We start from the raw sequence: 17,391 nt of genomic DNA on the forward strand, positions 1-17,391 counted from the left end.
GCATGATCGCAAGGATGTGGGAGGTGCGGGCCTCGGCCCGTGGCTTCGACGAGCTGCTGACCTGGGTCTGCGACGTGGCTGTGCCGCGGATCGAGGTGCTGCCGCTGCACGTGTCGAGCGAGGTGTACTCGTCGACCGACAACCGCATCGTGGTCATCTCGAAGTGGCGCGGCACGCCGGAAAGCCTGCCCACACCGCCGGCGAAACTGGTCGCGCGGGCGCCGCACGTCTGGGATTTCAGCCCCGTCGACCGCTGACGGCGGCCCCGGTCACCCACCGGGAAAACGCGTCGCAAACTGTCGGACCCCGCCCGTAACGTCGGGGCCCTGATGCGAAAGCTGCCCGACGCCGACCCCGGCGACCCCGACGACCGGTCCGCCACCCACTACCTGGGTTGGCTGGTCCGGCGTTACCGCGTGACCGTCTTCGCCGCGATCGCCATGGCCGTCCTCTGGATGCTGTGCCAGGCCTTCGTGCCCGCCGTGATCGGCCGGGCGATCGACGCCTCCACCCGGCACGACCGTCATGACCTGCTGACCTGGTGCCTGGTGCTGTTCGTCGTCGGCGCCGCCCAGGCCTATACCGGCGTCTCCCGGCATCGATTCGCGGTGGTCAATTTCCTGAGCGCGATGTTCGTCACCGTCCAGGTGACCGTCCGCCAGGCCGCCCGGCTCGGCTCGGCACTGCCCCGGCGGCTCGACACCGGCGAGGTCGTGGCCATCGGCACGGCCGACATCCGGGCGATCGGCGGAGCCCTCGACATCACCGCCCGCGGCACCGGCTCGCTGGTCGCCGTGGTCATGGTGACGGTCATCCTGCTGACCACCTCGGTCCCGCTCGGCCTCGTCGTGGTGCTCGGCGTGCCGGTCCTGATGGCCGTGGTGGGCCTGCTCATCAAGCCGCTGCACCACCGGCAGCAGGACTCCCGCGAGCAGCAGGGCCTGCTCACCGGCCGCGCGGCCGACCTGGTCGGCGGCCTGCGGGTGCTGCGGGGCGTGGGCGGCGAGGCGATGATGGCCGAGCGCTATCGCGTCGAGTCGCAGTCGCTGCGCGCGGCCGGCGTGCGCACCGCCCGGGTCGAGTCGCTGCTCGAGGCGGCGCAGGTGCTGCTGCCCGGCGTCTTCCTGGTGCTGGTCACCTGGCTCGGCGCCCATTTCGCGCTGGCCGGGCAGATCACCGTGGGGCAGCTGGTCTCCTTCTACGCGTACGCGGCCTTTCTCGTCGCCCCGCTGCGCCAGCTCACGGAGGCACTCGACAAGCTCACCCGCGGCCACGTCGCGTCCCGCCGCGTCGTCACGATGCTGAACGCGGAGACCGACCTGCCCGACCCGCAGTCACCGGTTCCGCCCGCGCACCTCGCCGGCGACCTGGCCGACCCGGAGTCCGGCGTGGTCGTCCGCCCCGGCGAGATCACCGCGATCGTGTCGGCCCAGCCCGCCGAGGCCGCGCTGATCGCCGACCGCCTGGGTCGCTACGCGGAGGGCGGCACCGTCGGCGGCCGGCCGCTCGGCGACTTCGCCGTGGCGACGGTCCGCGGGCGCATCCTGGTGGCCGACAACGACGCCCACCTCTTCTCGGGCCAACTGCGCTCCGATCTGGACCCGTACGGCAGCGGTCTGTTGCCGGCCGCGCTGCACACGGCGGCGGCGACCGACATCGTCGAGGCACTGCCCGACGGCCTCGACAGCGAGGTCGCCGAGCGGGGCCGGTCGTTCTCCGGCGGCCAGCAGCAGCGGCTGCGGCTGGCCCGCGCGCTGGTCGCCGACCCCGACACGCTGATCCTGGTCGAGCCGACCAGCGCGGTCGACGCGCACACCGAGGCCCGCATCGCCGAGCGGCTGATCACCGCCCGGGCCGGCCGCACCACGGTGCTCTGCACGTCGAGCCCGCTCGTGCTCGACCGCACCGACCGCGTCTGCTTCGTCGAGGACGGCCGCATCGTCGCCACCGGCAGCCACCACGGCCTGCTCGACACCGAGCCCCGCTACGCCCGCACCGTGCTCCGGGAGGACCAGCCGTGACCGGCCTGCTGCCCGTCGCCGACAACACCCAGGTCCGGCGGTACGTCGTGGACCTGTTCCGGCGATATCCGCGAGCGCTCGGCGGCGCGGTCACGCTGCACATCGCCGCGGCGATCGCCGGGCTGGTCGGGCCGCGCCTGCTCGGCGAGCTCGTCGAGAGCCTGCAGCACGGTGGCGGCGCTGCCGTGATCGACCGGCTCGGGTTGCTGATCGCCGGCTTCGTGCTGCTGCAGTCGGTGCTGACCCGCTTCGCCCACCTGGCCTCGGCGCGGCTCGGCGAGGGCGTGCTGGCCCGGCTGCGCGAGGAATTCGTCGAGCGGGTGCTCGCCCTGCCGCTGTCCACCGTGGAACGAGCCGGCAGCGGCGACCTGCTGACCCGTACGACGAGGGACGTCGACGCGCTCTCCCGGTGCGTGCGGCTCGCCGTACCGGAAACCATGATCGCGCTGATCACGATCGTGCTCGTGATCGGCGCGCTGGCGGTCGTCACGCCGCTGCTGGCGTTGCCGCTGCTGGTCGCCGTGCCGATCATCGTGTGCGGCACCCGGTGGTATCTCCGTCGTGCTCCCAAGGCGTATCTCGAGCAGAACTCCCGCTATTCGGCCGTCACCGACGGTCTGGCCGAGACGGTGGACGGCGCCCGCACGGTGGACGCGCTGCGCCGCCGGCGGGAGAGGGTCGAGCGCACCGACCACGATCTGCACCGCACGTGGCTGGCCGAGCGGTACACATTGTTCCTCCGTACGGTCTGGTTCCCGGTCGTCGAGGTCGGCTATGTGCTGCCGGTGGTGGCGACGCTGCTGGTGGGCGGCCTGCTCTATCTGGGCGGGACGGTCACGCTCGGCCAGCTGACCGCCGCGGTCGTCTACGTGCAGTTGCTGATCGACCCGGTCGACCGGCTGCTGAGCTGGCTCGACGAGCTCCAGGTCGGCATGGCGTCGCTGGCCCGGCTGCTCGGCGTCGCGGAAGGCCGGAGCGACAACCCCGAGCCGGCGGCCGAGGTGCCCACGCCGGTCGGCGCGCGGATCGAGGTGCGCGGGGTGCGATTCGCTTACGCGCCCGGGCGCGAGGTGCTGCACGGTATCGATCTGACGCTGGAACCGGGGGAGCGGCTGGCCGTCGTCGGGCCGTCCGGCGCTGGCAAGTCGACGCTGGGCCGGCTGCTGGCCGGCGTGTACCAACCCACCGCCGGGACGATCACGGTCGGCGGGGTGCCGCTGGGCGATCTTCCGCTCGACCGGCTGCGCACCGAGGTGGCGCTGGTCAGCCAGGAGCACCACGTCTTCATCGGCACGGTGTGGGACAACGTCGCCATGGTCCGGCCGGGCGCGGACGAGGCGGAGGTGTGCTCGGCGCTCGCGGCCGTGCACGCGCTCGACTGGGCGCTCGCGCTGCCCGACGGCCTCGCCACCACGGTCGGCTCCGGCGGTCACCAGCTGTCGGCGGCGCAGGCGCAGCAGATCGCGCTGGCCCGGCTCGTCCTGGCCGACCCGCACACGCTGGTGCTCGACGAGGCGACCTCGCTGATCGACCCGCGAGCCGCGCGCGACCTGGAACGGTCGCTGGCGGCGGTGCTGCGCGGGCGCACGGTGGTGGCGATCGCGCACCGGCTCTTCTCGGCCCACGACGCCGACCGCGTCGCCGTGGTCGAGGACGGCCGCATCACCGAGCTCGGCTCCCACGACGAGCTGGTCGCCGCGAACGGCCCGTATGCGTCGCTCTGGCGCTCCTGGCACGGCGAACGCACCCCGCAAGACACCGACGAGCCCCTCGCCGACACCGACGCCGCCGGCGCCAGGCGCTGACCGCCAACGCACGGCGTGCCCGATGGGCGGCCCGGTCGGGCGGGGTCGGTTGGTGAACGCGAAAGGGCGCGCCCTGCGGCGCGCCCTTTCGGTGGGTGGTACTGGGTTCGGTCAGAAGCCCGGGCCGTGCTGGTGGCCGTGGCCACCGTGGCTGTGACCGTGGCCGCCGGCGGCGGCCGGTTCCGGCGCGGCCGGCTTCTCGACCACGAGGCTTTCCGTGGTCAGCAGCAGACCGGCGATCGACACGGCGTTGGAGACCGCGTTGCGGGTCACCTTGACCGGGTCGATGATGCCGGACGCGGCGAGGTCGACGTACTCGTCGGTGGCCGCGTTGAGGCCGTGGCCCCAGCCCAGCTCGGCGACCTTGCCCACCACGACGTAGCCGTCGTGGCCGGCGTTCTGCGCGATCCAGCGCAGCGGCTCCACCAGCGCCTTGCGGACGATGCCGACGCCGATCGCCTCCTCGCCGGTGAGGCCGAGGTTGCCGTCGAGCTCCGAGACGAGCTGCGCGAGAGCAGCGCCGCCACCGGGGACGGTGCCTTCCTCGACGGCCGCCTTGGTCGCCGAGATGGCGTCCTCGATGCGGTGCTTGCGCTCCTTCATCTCGACCTCGGTGACCGCGCCGACCTTGATCACCGCGACGCCGCCGGAAAGCTTCGCGAGGCGCTCGGAGAGCTTCTCGCGGTCCCAGTCGGAGTCGGACGCCTCGATCTCCTTGCGGATCTGGGCGACCCGGTCGGTGACCTCGGAGGTCTTGCCGCCGCCGTCGACGATCGTGGTGTTCTCCTTGTCGACCACGACGCGCCGGGCGGTGCCCAGCATGTCGAGGGTGACCTGGTCGAGCTTGTAGCCGAGCTCGGGCGCGATCAGCTCGCCGCCGGTGGCGATCGCCATGTCCTGCAGCATCGCCTTGCGCCGGTCGCCGAAGCCGGGCGCCTTCACCGCGGCGACCTTGAAGGTCTTGCGGATCGCGTTGACCACCAGGGTGGACAGGGCCTGGCCCTCGACGTCCTCCGCGATGATCAGCAGCGGCTTGCCGGCCGACAGGACCTTCTCCAGCAGCGGGAGCAGTTCCTCGAGGCTGGAGATCTTCTGCGTGGTGAGGAGGATGTACGCGTCCTCGAGGACGGCCTCCTGCGCCTCGGGGTCGGTCACGAAGTTCGGCGAGATGAAGCCCTTGTCGAACTGCAGACCCTCGGTGACCTCGAGCTCGGTCAGCATGGCCGAGCCCTCCTCGACGGTGATGACACCGTCGCGGCCGACCCGGTCCATCGCCTCGGCGATCAGCTCGCCGATGGTGGCGTCCTGAGCCGAGATGGTGGCGACGTTGGCGATCGCCTTGTGGTCGTCGACGCCGACGGCCTTGGCCAGCAGCGCCTTCGAGACGGCCTCGGCCGCCTGGTCCATGCCGCGCTTGAGACCGAGCGGGTTGGCCCCGGCGGTCACGTTGCGCAGGCCCTCGCGGACCAGCGCCTGGGCGAGCACGGTGGCCGTGGTGGTCCCGTCGCCGGCGACGTCGTTGGTCTTCGTCGCCACCTCCTTGACCAGCTGGGCCCCGAGGTTCTCGTACGGGTCGGTGAGCTCGATCTCCTTGGCGATGGTGACGCCGTCGTTGGTGATCGTGGGCGCGCCGAACTTCTTGTCCAGGACGACGTTGCGACCGCGCGGGCCGAGAGTGACCTTGACCGTGTCGGCGAGCGTGTTGACGCCGTGCTCCAGCAGGTGCCGGGCGTCGTCAGAGAAGCTGAGAATCTTCGCCATGTATAGGTCCTTTCAAGCACCACCGCCCTGACCCAATTTCGTGGGCCAGGGCGGTGCGCACTGTCAGTAGGTCACTTCTCGATGACCGCGAGGACGTCGCGGGCGGAGAGCACCAGGTACTCCTCGCCGGCGTACTTGACCTCGGTGCCGCCGTACTTCGAATAGAGAACCGTGTCGCCGACCTTCACGTCGATCGGAACGCGGTTGCCCTTGTCGTCGATCCGGCCCGGGCCGACAGCGAGGACCGTGCCCTCCTGCGGCTTCTCCTTGGCGGTGTCGGGGATCACGATGCCCGACGCCGTGGTGGTCTCAGCCTCGTTCGCCTGGACCACGATGCGGTCCTCGAGCGGCTTGATCGCAACCTTGGTCGCGGTAGTCACGGGCATACCCTCCTGGGTAACGTTTCGCCGGCCGCGTTGCCGGCCGGCCAGAGCGAGTCGACTCTGCTGCCTCATGCCACCGGGCGGGGCCGTCGTCGCGGGTGCCGGTCCGCCTGGTGCCTAACCGTCCGCCCGTCGGGTGAACGGCTGGCACCCTCATGTTGAGAGTGCTAACCGCGAGGTTATGCCGGAACTAGCACTCCGTCAACCAGAGTGCCAATGTCGTCACGCCGGGGAGAATGCCTGCGTGACCCCCGAGACTCTGGCTCTCTTGCGTACCCCCGAAGGGGTGAATGCGCTGGCCGCGGCGGCCGAGGTGGCCGCCGGTGATCCACTCGCCGCGGCGAGCGCGCTGCGGGCCCGTGGCGTCGGCGCGGAGCTTGCGTCCGCCGCGCTCACCCAGGTCGATCTGCGGCGCCGGGCGGTCGCGAAATTCGGTGAGCGGGCCGCGCGGATGTTCTTCACCCGGCCGGGGCTCGAGCAGGCGACGCGAGCGGTTGTGGCCGAGCGCCGGGCGAGGCGCCTCGCGGCGGCCGGGGTGAGGACCATGGCCGATCTGGGGTGCGGGCTGGGCTCCGACGCCCTGGCGGCGGCGAGTGCCGGCATTTTCGTGTACGCGGTGGAGACCGATCCCCTGACGGCCGAGGTCGCCCGGGCCAACGCGGCGGCCCTGGGCCTCGACGATCGGATCAAGGTCGACCGCGCGGACGCCACGTCGGTCCGGGTCGAGGACTACGACGCGGTGTTCGCCGATCCGGCCCGCCGCCGCGCCGGCCGGGGACGGGTGTTCGACCCGCGCTCGTACTCGCCGCCGTGGGACTTCGTGGCCGCGCTCGCCGGCCGGGTCCCGCGCACGGTCCTCAAGCTCGCCCCCGGGATCGACCACGACCTGCTCCCGCCCGGCGCCGAGGGCGAGTGGGTGAGCGTCGACGGCGATCTGGTCGAGGCCGCCTTCTGGTGCGGCCCGCTCGCCACCGTCGCCCGCCGCGCCACGCTGCTGCGCACGGCCGCGGGAGACAAGGGCGCCGCGGGGACAACGGGCGCGAGCGCCGCCGGGGAGCGGGCGGGAGGCGTTTTCGAGCTGACGGGCAGTGGCGTCGCGGCCGCGACGGTCGGCCCGGTGGGTAGGTACCTGTTCGACCCTGACCCCGCCGTGGTGCGCTCGCATCTGGTCGCCGAGTTCGCGGCCACCGTCGGCGGCCGTCTCGCTGATCCCGACATTGCCTATGTGTACGCCGACGAGCCCGTCGAAACCCCGTTCGGCCGGCGGCTGGAGATAACCGATGTGCTGCAGTTCTCTTTGAAGCGGCTGCGAGCCCTGCTGCGCGACCGCGGCGTCGGCCGCCTCGAGATCCGCAAGCGGGGTTCGGCCCTCGAGCCCGACCAGCTCCGCCGTGACCTGCGACTTTCCGGCCCCGAGGCGGCCTCGCTCGTGCTGACCCGGGTGGCCGGCGCACCCACGGCGATGCTCTGCCGCCCGGTCTGAGGCCCGCTCCGCACCGGCCGCAGGGGCACTTCACCGGGGCAAAAGGGGCAGACATCACATGCACCGCCGGATCGCGCGACGAGTAGGTTTCTGGCCATGGCAAAAAAGCCCGCGGCCGGTACCCCGGCGACGGCCGTGCTTGTCGATCAAAAGGTGGAACACCCCCTCCACCCGTACGACGTCTCCCCGGACGCGCCCAACTACGGCGCACTCGTGGCGCAGGCGTTGGGGATCGGCCCGGAGCGGGTTTTCAAGACACTCATCGCGGAGGTCGACGGGAAACTCGTGGTCGGCGTCGTGCCGGTCACCGGCGATCTCGACCTCAAGGCGCTGGCCGGCGCGGCCGGCGGCAAGCGGGCGGCGCTGGCCGACCGGGCCGCGGCCGAGCGGAGCAGTGGTTACGTGCGTGGCGGCATCAGTCCGCTCGGGCAGCGCAAGAGGCTGCCCACGGTGGTGGACGACTCGGCGCTCGCGCTTGACCAGATGTTCATCTCGGCGGGCCGTCGCGGCCTGCAGGTGGCGCTCGCACCGGCCGACCTGATTCGTCTGACCGAGGCGGTTATTGCCGCCATTCGGACATAAAGGGTGATATTTCCTCCCGTTGTCAGTCCGTTACGACAACGTTACGGCCTGGGGGGATCTTTCTCACGAGAATGGGCGAGAACGGGCAACGGAGTGACTTAGCGTCACTACGTGAGCGACCTGATGCGATCGTCCGGGACCGGCCCCCGGTCGTCGGTAGGGCCGAAACCCCTGGATCACCGCCGTGTTGCCGGATTGTTATGCCGGGTTACGAGATCGCCGCGGAACACCGCTTGTGCGACAGGCCGCAACGGGAATACGTTGCCGGGCACAACAAACTAGCTCCTGATCATTCGGCGTCTCGGGGAGCGACACTCCCGCAGCGCACACCATCGAATCCGATCGAAGGCCCGGATTACCCGAAAGGACACAAGGAATGCGTAAGGGACTGTTCGCCCTTGCCGCGGTCGGCCTCCTGGCGACCGGCAGCGTGGCCGCCTGTGGCGACTCCAAAGGCAGCGACTCCGGCAGCAGTGGCGGCTCGACGACCGGCAAGGTCGGCGTCATCCTCCCGGACACCAAGTCCTCGGCCCGGTGGGCGACCGCCGACGCCAAGTACCTCAAGGAGGCGTTCGACGCGGCCGGCGTCCAGGCCGACATCCAGAACGCACAGGGTGACAAGACCCAGTTCCAGACCATCGCCGACGGCATGATCTCGAGCGGCGTCAAGGTCCTCATCATCGTCAACCTGGACTCCGGCACCGGCAAGGCCGTGCTGGACAAGGCCAAGGCCGCCGGTATCGCCACGATCGACTACGACCGCCTCACCCTGAACGGTGGCGCGGACTACTACGTGTCGTTCGACAACGTGAAGGTCGGCGAGCTGCAGGGCCAGGGCCTGGTCGACTGCCTCAAGGCCAAGAACTACACCAAGCCGGTCGTCGCCGAGCTCAACGGCGCCCCGACCGACAACAACGCCACCCTGTTCGCCCAGGGCTACGACTCGGTGCTCAACCCGCTCTACACGGACGGCACCCTGACCAAGGGCCCGAACCAGTCCGTTCCGGACTGGGACAACGCTCAGGGCGGCACGATCTTCGAGCAGATGCTGACCCAGAACAAGAACATCAAGGGTGTTCTGGCGGCGAACGACGGCCTCGGCAACGCGGTCATCTCGGTGCTCAAGAAGAACAAGCTCAACGGCCAGGTGCCGGTGACCGGCCAGGACGCCACCACCCAGGGCCTGCAGAACATCCTCGTCGGCGACCAGTGCATGACGGTCTACAAGGCGATCAAGAAGGAGGCCGACGCGGCCTCCGAGCTCGCCATCGCGATCGCCAAGGGCCAGAAGCCGACCTCGGCCACCGGCAAGGTCACCGACCCGGAGTCGAAGAAGGACGTTGCCTCGGTGCTGCTGGTTCCCCAGGCCATCACCAAGGCGAACGTCAAGGACGTCATCGCGGACGGGTTCGTCACCAAGGACGAGCTGTGCACCGCCGACTTCGCGAAGGCTTGCACGGACGCGGGCATCAGCTGACCTGGTTGTGATGGGCTAGTCCCGAACGGCTGACGACGGCGCCGCTCACCCCCTCGGGGCGTGGGCGGCGCCGGAGTCGGGTCACCCCCCACCCGATCGCCAGTGGCGGAGCCACCGACGACGACACCCGGTCACTTAGCGAAGGAGAACCACCGTGGCCGCGACACCCCTTTTGGAGCTCAGCGGGATCGACAAAAGCTTCGGTCCCGTTCAGGTCCTGCACGACGTCGGTCTGAGCGTCTACCCCGGCGAGGTCACGGCCCTTGTCGGCGACAACGGCGCCGGCAAGTCGACGCTGGTCAAGTGCGTCAGCGGTATCTACACGATCGACAAGGGCACGATCACCTTCGACGGCAACCCGGTGGCGATCCACAGCCCGCGCGAGGCGGCCGCGCTGGGCATCGAGGTCGTGTACCAGGACCTCGCCCTCTGCGACAACCTGGACATCGTCCAGAACATGTTCCTCGGCCGGGAGAAGACCCGCGGCATCGTGCTCGACGAGCCCACCATGGAGCAGATGGCCGGCGACACCCTCGCCAGCCTCTCCGTCCGTACGGTGAAGTCGCTCCGTCAGCTGGTGGCCAGCCTCTCCGGTGGCCAGCGGCAGACCGTGGCGATCGCCAAGGCGGTGCTCTGGAACAGCCGCGTCGTGATCCTCGACGAGCCGACCGCCGCGCTCGGTGTCGCGCAGACCGCCCAGGTGCTGGAGCTGGTTCGCCGCCTCGCGGACAACGGCCTCGGGGTCGTGCTGATCTCGCACAACATGAATGACGTCTTCGCGGTCTCCGACCGCATCGCCGCGCTCTACCTGGGCCGGATGGCCGCGCAGGTGAAGGCCACCGAGGTGACGCACTCCCAGATCGTCGAGCTGATCACCGCCGGCCGCAGCGGCAACATCGGCCTGCCCCCCGAGAAGCCGTCCGACTTCAACGGCGACGTCGTCGACATCACGCCCGGAGGCGACCAGTGAGCACCACCACGACTACCACGGCCGGCGGCGTCCAGGTCGTCAAGCCGACCGTCGCGGGCTTCTTCCACGACTACTGGGGCAAGGTCCGCGGCGGCGACCTCGGCAGCCTGCCCGCCGTCATCGGCCTGATCATCCTGAGCCTGATCTTCGGCATCGCGCGCGACACGTTCTTCAGCTCGCTGAACTTCGCGAACCTGTTCTCGCAGGGCGCTCAGTACATCTTCATCGCGATGGGCCTGGTCTTCGTCCTGCTGCTGGGCGAGATCGACCTCTCCGCCGGCTTCGCCTCCGGCGTCTGTGGCGCGATCATGGCGATCCTCCTGACCAACCACGGCTGGCCGTGGTACGGCGCCATCCCCGCGGCCATGGTCACCGGCATCGTGATCGGCTTCGTGCTCGGCTTCATGGTGGCGAAACTGGGCATCCCGTCGTTCGTCGTCACCCTGGCCGCGTTCCTCGCGTTCCAGGGCATCCTGCTGTACCTGCTCGGCGGCGGCAAGAACATCTCGATCACCGACACCTTCGTGCTGAAGCTGGCCAACAGCAACCTGTCGGTGGCGCTCAGCTGGGCCCTCACGATCGTCGCGATCGTCGGCTACGCGGTGGTCCAGCTCAGCCGGGTCCGCAGCCGCGCCGCCCGCGGCCTGGTCACCGACCCGATGGGGATCGTGGCGATGCGCATCGCCGGCCTCGCCGTCGTGCTGATCATCCCGACCATCGTGCTCACCCAGGAGCGCTCGATCAACCCGGTGCTCAACTCGGTGAAGGGCGTGCCGATCGTCGTCCCGATCATCGCCGTGTTCCTGGTGATCTGGACGTTCATCCTCGGCCGCACCACGTACGGCCGGCACGTCTACGCGGTCGGCGGCAACACCGAGGCGGCCCGCCGGGCCGGTATCCCGGTGGACCGCATCCGCATCTCGGTCTTCATCATCTGTTCGTTCATGGCCTCGATCGGCGGCATCCTGGCCGTCAGCCGGGCCAACTCGGTCGACCCGAACACCGGTGGCAGCAACATCCTGCTGTACTCGGTCGGCGCGGCCGTCATCGGCGGCACCAGCCTCTTCGGTGGCAAGGGCAAGGCGATCAACGCGGTGATCGGCGGCGCGGTCATCACCGTCATCGACAACGGCATGGGCCTGCTGGGCTACTCGGCCGGCACGAAGTACATCGTGACCGGTCTGATCCTGCTGGTCGCCGCGAGCGTCGATGCACTCGCCCGCCGCAGAGCGGCGGCTACCGGAAACCGATGAGAGAGACCCTGGGCGCGGGGGCGGCACGCTGATGCGGGCCGGCCCCAGCCAGGAGGAGGTCCGCCGGCACAACCTCGGGACGCTGCTGCGGTACGTGCACGTGCACGGCGCGACCTCCCGGGCGGAACTCACCAGCCGGCTCGGGCTCAACCGCAGCACCATCGGGGCTCTTACCGCCGAGCTGACCACCGCCGGGCTGGTCAGCGAGGAGGCACCGCGGGAGACCGGCCGGGCCGGGCGACCCTCACTGGTCGTCCGGCCCGAGTCTTCCAAGGTCTACGCGTACGCCCTGAGCATCGAGGTGGATCGGCTGCGGGCGGCCCGCGTCGGCCTGGGCGGCCAGATCCTGGACCGGCGGGAGACCGACCGGCCGCGCGGCATGCAGGTGCTCGACGCGGTGCAGCCGCTCTCGGACTTCGTCCACGAGATGCGTGCCAAGGTGCCCGACGACGCGCTGTACGTCGGCACCGGGGTCGCGGTGGCCGGCATGGTCCGGCGTGTCGACGGCATGGTCCGCCTCGCGCCGACGATCGGCTGGGTCGAAGAGCCGGTGGGCGCCGCGCTGCGCACGGAGCTCGGCGACGCCGGCAAGCTGACCGTCGGCAACCACGCCGACGTGTCGGCCCTCGTCGAGCACAGCCGGGGCGCCGCGGCCGGCTGCGACAACGTTGTCTACCTGTACGGCGACGTCGGTGTCGGCGCCGGCATCATCGCCGACGGCCGGCGGGTGTCCGGCCACGGCGGGTACGGCGGCGAGGTCGGCCACATGGTCGTCAACCCGTACGGCCGGGAGTGCAGCTGCGGCTCGCGCGGCTGTTGGGAGACCGAGATCGGGGAGTACGCGCTGCTCAAGCACGCCGGCCGGGGCGAGCAGACCGGCCGCGAGGCGGTGCTGGCCGTGGTCGACGCGGCCATGCGCGGGGACAGCCAGGCCCAGTTCGCGGTGCGGCAGGTCGGCGAGTGGATCGGCTTCGGCGTCGGCAACCTGGTCAACATCTTCAACCCGGAGGCGGTCATCTTCGGCGGCACGCTCCGGGACGTGTACCTGGTGGCGGCCGCGCAGATCCGCAGCCGCCTCAACGCGATCGCGCTGCCGGCCTGCCGCGAGCACATCCGGCTGCGCACCCCCGAGCTCGGCTACGACGCGGCCCTGATCGGCGCGGCCGAGCTGGCCTTCGAGCATCTCCTCGAGGACCCGCTGCTGCTGGCGTGAGCCGGCGACCCGGGCATCGACGCACGGGACCACGCGAATGATCACAGTCATTTATGCTCCGTGGCCATGTCCGACCGTGTGCTGCTCGATCCCGCGGCCGCCTATCCCGAGGTGACGAGGGTTCGCGCCGCCCTCGCGGCCCGCGACTGGGGTGGCGTACGGACGGTGGTCGACGCGGCGCCGCCGGTCGGGCGGTCGATGCTCCTCCGCTACGGCGCCGACGGCGACCACCTCGAGGACTTTCTCCGGTACGTGGTGGCGACCGACCCTGCCGACAGTGCCGCGGCCGCGATGCTCGCGATGCATCTGATCGACATCGGCTGGAAGGTCCGGACCGGCTACCGGGCGAACCACGTCTCCCGGGAGCAGTTCGCGAGCTTCCACGACTGGCTGCGCAAGGCCGAGGTCGTGCTGCTGGACGGGGTGGCCCGCACCCCCGCCGACCCGGCGCTGTGGGTCGCCCGGATCACCTCGGCCCGCGGCCTGCAGCTCGGCCTGGCCGAGACCCGGCGCCGCTACCAGCGGCTGGCCGCGATCGACCCGCACCACCTGCCCGGCCAGACGCAGTACCTCCAGCGGCTCTGCCCGAAGTGGAGCGGAAGCTGGGAGCTGCTGTTCGAGTGGAGCCGCGACGCGATGAAGGCGGCACCGCCCGGCGGCCCGCAAGCCCTGCTGGTCGCCGAGGCACACATCGAGCGCTGGGCCGACGAGAGCCCGGACGGCCGGCGCTACGTGCGGGACCCGGCCGTGCGCGCCGAGATCTACGAGGCCGCCCAGCGCTCGGTCCTGCACCCCGAGTTCCGCCGCGACTACGGCTGGGTCCAGCTGGCCAGCACCTTCGCGATGTTGTTCTGCCTGATCGACGACCGCGACGGGGCGGCCGCGATGTTCCGGATGCTCGGCGAGCTCGGCACCGAGCTGCCGTGGGGCTACCTCGGCGACGACGCCCCCGCCGTGATCGCCGCGCGCCGCCGGTGGGCCCTGGGGAACGGGGGATTGCGATGATCACGCAGACCGAGGCCGGGGGAGTGCCGGTCCTGCTGGCGCCGACGACCGGTCCCACCCACGCGGGGCTGGCCTTCCGGGTCGGGTTCGCCGACGAGCCGCTGGCCCGCCGGGGCATCACCCACCTGACCGAGCATCTGGCTCTGCACTCGATGGGCGTCACCGACTACCACTACAACGGCGCCACCGGCGTCGAGTTCACCTACTTCCACATGCAGGGCGACGAGGACAAGATCGTCGGCTTCCTCAACGGGGTCTGCGCATCGCTGCGCGACCTGCCGATGCGGCGGCTGGCCGTGGAGAAGGACGTGCTCCAGGCCGAGGCGAGCGGCCGCAGCCCGGCGGTGGCCGAGCCGATGGCGCTGTGGCGGCACGGGGCCCGCGACTACGGCACGCCCGCCTACCCCGAGTGGGGGCTGCCCGCGATCACCGAGGACGAGCTGCGCGCCTGGGTGGCCCGCTACTTCACCCGGGAGAACGCGGTGCTGTGGGTGGCCGGCGACGCGGTGCCGGCCGGGCTCGAGCTGGACCTGCCCTCGGGCGTCCGTCACCCGACGCCGGCGCCCTCGTCGGCGCTGCCGGTCACGCCCGCCTTCTTCCCCGGCTCGTCGGGCCTGGTGGTCTGGGACGCGATGACCCCGCGCGGTGCGAAGTCGGCCATCTTCGCCGACGTGCTCGAGCGGGTGATGTTCCGGGAGCTGCGCCAGGAGGCAGGGCTGTCCTACACGGTGCAGACCGACTACCAGCCGATCGGGCGGGACGGCGCGCTGGTCACGGCCGTGGCCGACGGGTTGCCGGAGAACCAGGGCGCGGTGCTCGGCGGCATGGTCGATGTCCTCGCCGCGCTGCGGGCGGGCCGGGTCGACCCGGCCGATGTCGCGGCCGTCGTCACCAAGCGGGTCGAGCAGTTCCGCCACGCCGAGAGCGTCGGCGCCCGGCTGCCCGGGCAGGCCCTCAACCTGCTGCTCGGGCGTCCGGTGGAGGACATCGAGCAGGTGATCGGGCAGTCCCGCGCGGTGACCGCGGCCGACGTGGCCGAGGCGGCCGCCGGGGCCTGGCAGTCCGGCCTGCTGATGTCGCCGGTCCACCCCGAGCACCTCGGCTTCGCCGCCGCGCCGAGCCGGTCGGAGACGGCGGTGCACGGATACGCGCACACGTCGTTGGAGGAGCCGGGCCACCATCTGATCGTGGCCCGGGGCGGCGTCAGCCTGGTGCAGGACGAGAACGTCGCGACGGTTCGCTACGCCGACTGCGTGATCGCCCGGGCCTGGCCGGACGGCGCCCGCCAGTTGGTCGGCGCCGACGGCATCGTGGTGCGGGTCGAGCCGACACTGTTCGCCGACGGGCAGCGGGCGATCGGCGCGATCGACGCCGCGACCGGCCCGGTGCGGGTGTTCCAGCCGCCGCGCGCCGCCGACGACATCCCGAAGCCCCAGCCGCGGGCCAAGCGGGCCGCGGCCGCCGTGCCGGTCGGGGGTAACCGGGCCCTCAGCATCTTCTTCCTGGTCGTGCTCTGGCCGGCCGTGCTCTTCTTCGGCGCCATCGGCGCGCTGCTGGTCATCTCGCTGTTCGTCGACACGGAAGACCTGGGCGCCACGATCGTCGCGCTCGTGTTCTGCCTCGGGGTGGCGGTCGCCGGCGCGTTCGGCATCCGCGCCTCGATGCGGCGGCTCCGCGCCGCCCGGGCCTGATCCCACGCCGCGAAAGCCAGATTCTTACGAGAGTCTTGCGGCGGTCGTCGCTCCGGGATTCGCGGAGCAGGATGGTGGGGTGAATCTTTCGGTGCGCGCCGGGCTCTCCGGCGTGGCCGCTGCCGGTGCGGCCGTCGGGGTCGCCGAGGTGGTGGCGGTCTGGACCGGGCCGCTGTCGGCGCCGTTGCTGGCGGTCGGTGGCGTGGTGGTCGACAACGTGCCGCCGGCGGTCAAGGACTTCGGCGTTCAGGTCTTCGGGGTGCACGACAAGACCGCCCTGATCACGGGTACGGCGATCCTGCTGGCGGCGTACGCGTTCGCGCTCGGCGTGGTGGCGGCGCGCTGGTGGCGGGTGGGGCTGGCCGGGATCGGGCTGTTCGCGGCGATCGGCGTGGCCGCGGCGCTGACCCGGCACGACGCGGGGCTGCTCGCGGCGCTGCCGACGCTGATCGGCGCGGGCATCGCGGTGTGGGTGCTGCGCTACCTGCTCGACCTGGCCGGGGCCGGGCTCGAGCGGCCGGCGGCGGTGGCCGAGGCCCCGGTCGGGGCCGGGGCCCGGGTCGGGGTGGGCGCAACCACGCAGATCAGCCCGGAAGCGGGCGACGGCCCGGACCACGACGGCGCCGGAAAGCGTGAAAAGGGGACTCTTCCTCCCCCGTACGAAATGATGAATGCGGAAAGCCGGCGGCGCTTCCTCAAAGCCCTGGGGATCACGGCCGGCGTCTCTCTTGTCGCGGGTTTCGGCGGCCGGTTCCTGACCTCGCGGAAGGCCGTGACCGCGGCGCGCCAGGCGGTGGTGCTGCCGGTGCCGCGGCAGACCCCTCCGCCGCTGCCGGCGGGAGTGCAGGCGCCCGGCGCGACCCCCTACATCTCGCCGAACAAGGACTTCTACCGGATCGACACCGCGCTGTACCCGCCGCAGGTGGACCCGGCGACGTGGCAGCTGCGGATCCACGGGATGGTGCGGAACCCGATCACGATCACCTGGGACCAGCTGCTGCAGCGGCCGATGATCGAGCGCTACATCACGCTGACCTGCGTCTCGAACGAGGTCGGCGGCGATCTCGTCGGGAACGCGCTGTGGCTCGGCACGCCGATCAAGGAACTGCTCGACGAGGCGGACCCGCTGCCGGGCGCCGATCAGGTGGTGCAGCGGTCGGTGGACGGCTGGACCTGCGGCAGTCCGACGGCGACGCTGCGTGACGGGCGGGACGCGCTGCTCGCGGTCGGGATGAACGGGCAGCCGCTGCCGGTGAACCACGGCTTCCCGGTGCGCATGGTGGTCCCGGGGCTGTACGGATATGTCAGCGCCTGCAAGTGGATCGCCGAGATCGAGTTGTCCCGGTTCGAGGACTTCGACGCCTACTGGGTGCCGCGCGGATGGGCACAGCAGGCGCCGATCAAGACCGAGTCCCGGATCGACACCCCGCGCGACGGCGCGGACCGATCGCCGGGCACCGTGGTGGTCGCCGGGGTGGCGTGGGCGCAGCACCGGGGGATCAGCAAGGTCGAGGTGCAGGTCGACGGCGGGCCGTGGGAGGTGGCGACGCTGGCCGAGACCGTCTCGAGCGACACCTGGCGGCAGTGGAGTTACCCCTGGCAGGCGACCAAGGGAAAGCACACGATCCGGGTACGCGCGACCGACAACTCCGGCCAGACCCAGACCAGCACCCCCGCCGATCCGGCGCCGGACGGGGCGACCGGATGGCATTCCGTGCAGGTCAATGTCGGCTGAGTGCCATCCGTT

14 protein-coding genes are annotated in these 17,391 nt (G+C 71.3%); 12 read left to right on the forward strand and 2 right to left on the reverse strand.

What is annotated here, in order from left to right; all coding sequences use genetic code 11:
• Positions 1-2: 2 nt before the first annotated feature.
• From A3CQ_RS0124795 to A3CQ_RS0124805, 3 genes are all read left to right on the forward strand, one after another.
• Positions 3-257: a hypothetical protein gene (locus A3CQ_RS0124795; protein ID WP_026206147.1), complete on the forward strand. Its 255-nt coding sequence runs from the start codon at positions 3-5 to the stop codon at positions 255-257.
• A 72-nt stretch (positions 258-329) separates the two neighbouring features.
• Positions 330-2,021 (forward strand): ABC transporter ATP-binding protein, encoded by a 1,692-nt coding sequence (locus A3CQ_RS0124800; RefSeq protein WP_020513652.1) that lies wholly within the window; start codon positions 330-332, stop codon positions 2,019-2,021.
• Positions 2,018-3,826, forward strand: coding sequence for an ABC transporter ATP-binding protein (locus tag A3CQ_RS0124805; protein WP_020513653.1), 1,809 nt, complete (start codon positions 2,018-2,020; stop codon positions 3,824-3,826). Before A3CQ_RS0124800 ends, A3CQ_RS0124805 begins: the two co-directional genes overlap by 4 nt.
• A gap of 111 nt (positions 3,827-3,937) precedes the next feature.
• Here the strand turns inward: A3CQ_RS0124805 and groL are convergent, their stop codons facing one another.
• Positions 3,938-5,587 carry a chaperonin GroEL gene (groL, locus tag A3CQ_RS0124810; RefSeq protein ID WP_020513654.1) on the reverse strand — a complete coding sequence of 550 codons (1,650 nt, stop codon included), beginning with the start codon at positions 5,585-5,587 and terminating at the stop codon, positions 3,938-3,940.
• Positions 5,588-5,658: 71 nt separating this feature from the next.
• Positions 5,659-5,967, reverse strand: a complete 309-nt coding sequence (gene groES / locus A3CQ_RS0124815; protein ID WP_012015047.1) for a co-chaperone GroES — start codon at positions 5,965-5,967, stop codon at positions 5,659-5,661.
• A gap of 247 nt (positions 5,968-6,214) precedes the next feature.
• Here groES and A3CQ_RS0124820 point away from each other — a divergent pair, with 247 nt between their 5' ends.
• The 9 genes from A3CQ_RS0124820 (at position 6,215) to A3CQ_RS0124860 (ending at position 17,379) form a co-directional block, all read left to right on the forward strand.
• The gene (locus A3CQ_RS0124820; RefSeq protein ID WP_040432771.1) at positions 6,215-7,453 is read left to right on the forward strand and encodes a THUMP-like domain-containing protein; all 1,239 of its coding nucleotides are present in this window, start codon (positions 6,215-6,217) and stop codon (positions 7,451-7,453) included.
• A gap of 96 nt (positions 7,454-7,549) precedes the next feature.
• Entirely contained in the window at positions 7,550-8,035 is a 486-nt protein-coding gene (ybaK, locus tag A3CQ_RS0124825; protein ID WP_020513656.1) for a Cys-tRNA(Pro) deacylase, read from the forward strand.
• Between the two features lie 376 nt (positions 8,036-8,411).
• Positions 8,412-9,512: a sugar ABC transporter substrate-binding protein gene (locus tag A3CQ_RS0124830; protein WP_020513657.1), complete on the forward strand. Its 1,101-nt coding sequence runs from the start codon at positions 8,412-8,414 to the stop codon at positions 9,510-9,512.
• A 154-nt stretch (positions 9,513-9,666) separates the two neighbouring features.
• Positions 9,667-10,482 (forward strand): ATP-binding cassette domain-containing protein, encoded by an 816-nt coding sequence (locus tag A3CQ_RS0124835; protein WP_026206149.1) that lies wholly within the window; start codon positions 9,667-9,669, stop codon positions 10,480-10,482.
• Positions 10,479-11,735 carry a sugar ABC transporter permease gene (locus tag A3CQ_RS0124840; protein WP_020513659.1) on the forward strand — a complete coding sequence of 419 codons (1,257 nt, stop codon included), beginning with the start codon at positions 10,479-10,481 and terminating at the stop codon, positions 11,733-11,735. The genes A3CQ_RS0124835 and A3CQ_RS0124840 overlap by 4 nt, the downstream gene beginning before the upstream one ends.
• Before the next feature lie 31 nt (positions 11,736-11,766).
• Positions 11,767-12,948 (forward strand): ROK family transcriptional regulator, encoded by a 1,182-nt coding sequence (locus tag A3CQ_RS0124845; protein ID WP_020513660.1) that lies wholly within the window; start codon positions 11,767-11,769, stop codon positions 12,946-12,948.
• 66 nt (positions 12,949-13,014) lie between these two features.
• Complete coding sequence (locus A3CQ_RS62965) at positions 13,015-13,953, forward strand: hypothetical protein (RefSeq protein ID WP_020513661.1); 939 nt, start codon at positions 13,015-13,017, stop codon at positions 13,951-13,953.
• Positions 13,950-15,644, forward strand: coding sequence for a M16 family metallopeptidase (locus A3CQ_RS0124855; RefSeq protein ID WP_020513662.1), 1,695 nt, complete (start codon positions 13,950-13,952; stop codon positions 15,642-15,644). The genes A3CQ_RS62965 and A3CQ_RS0124855 overlap by 4 nt, the downstream gene beginning before the upstream one ends.
• 148 nt (positions 15,645-15,792) lie before the next feature.
• A complete protein-coding gene (locus A3CQ_RS0124860; RefSeq protein WP_370657622.1) occupies positions 15,793-17,379 on the forward strand; it encodes a molybdopterin-dependent oxidoreductase in 1,587 nt (528 codons plus the stop codon).
• The last annotated feature ends 12 nt before the right edge of the window (positions 17,380-17,391 follow it).

The sequence above is a fragment of the Paractinoplanes globisporus DSM 43857 genome (assembly GCF_000379645.1).
Classification (GTDB): Bacteria; Actinomycetota; Actinomycetes; order Mycobacteriales; family Micromonosporaceae; genus Actinoplanes; species Actinoplanes globisporus.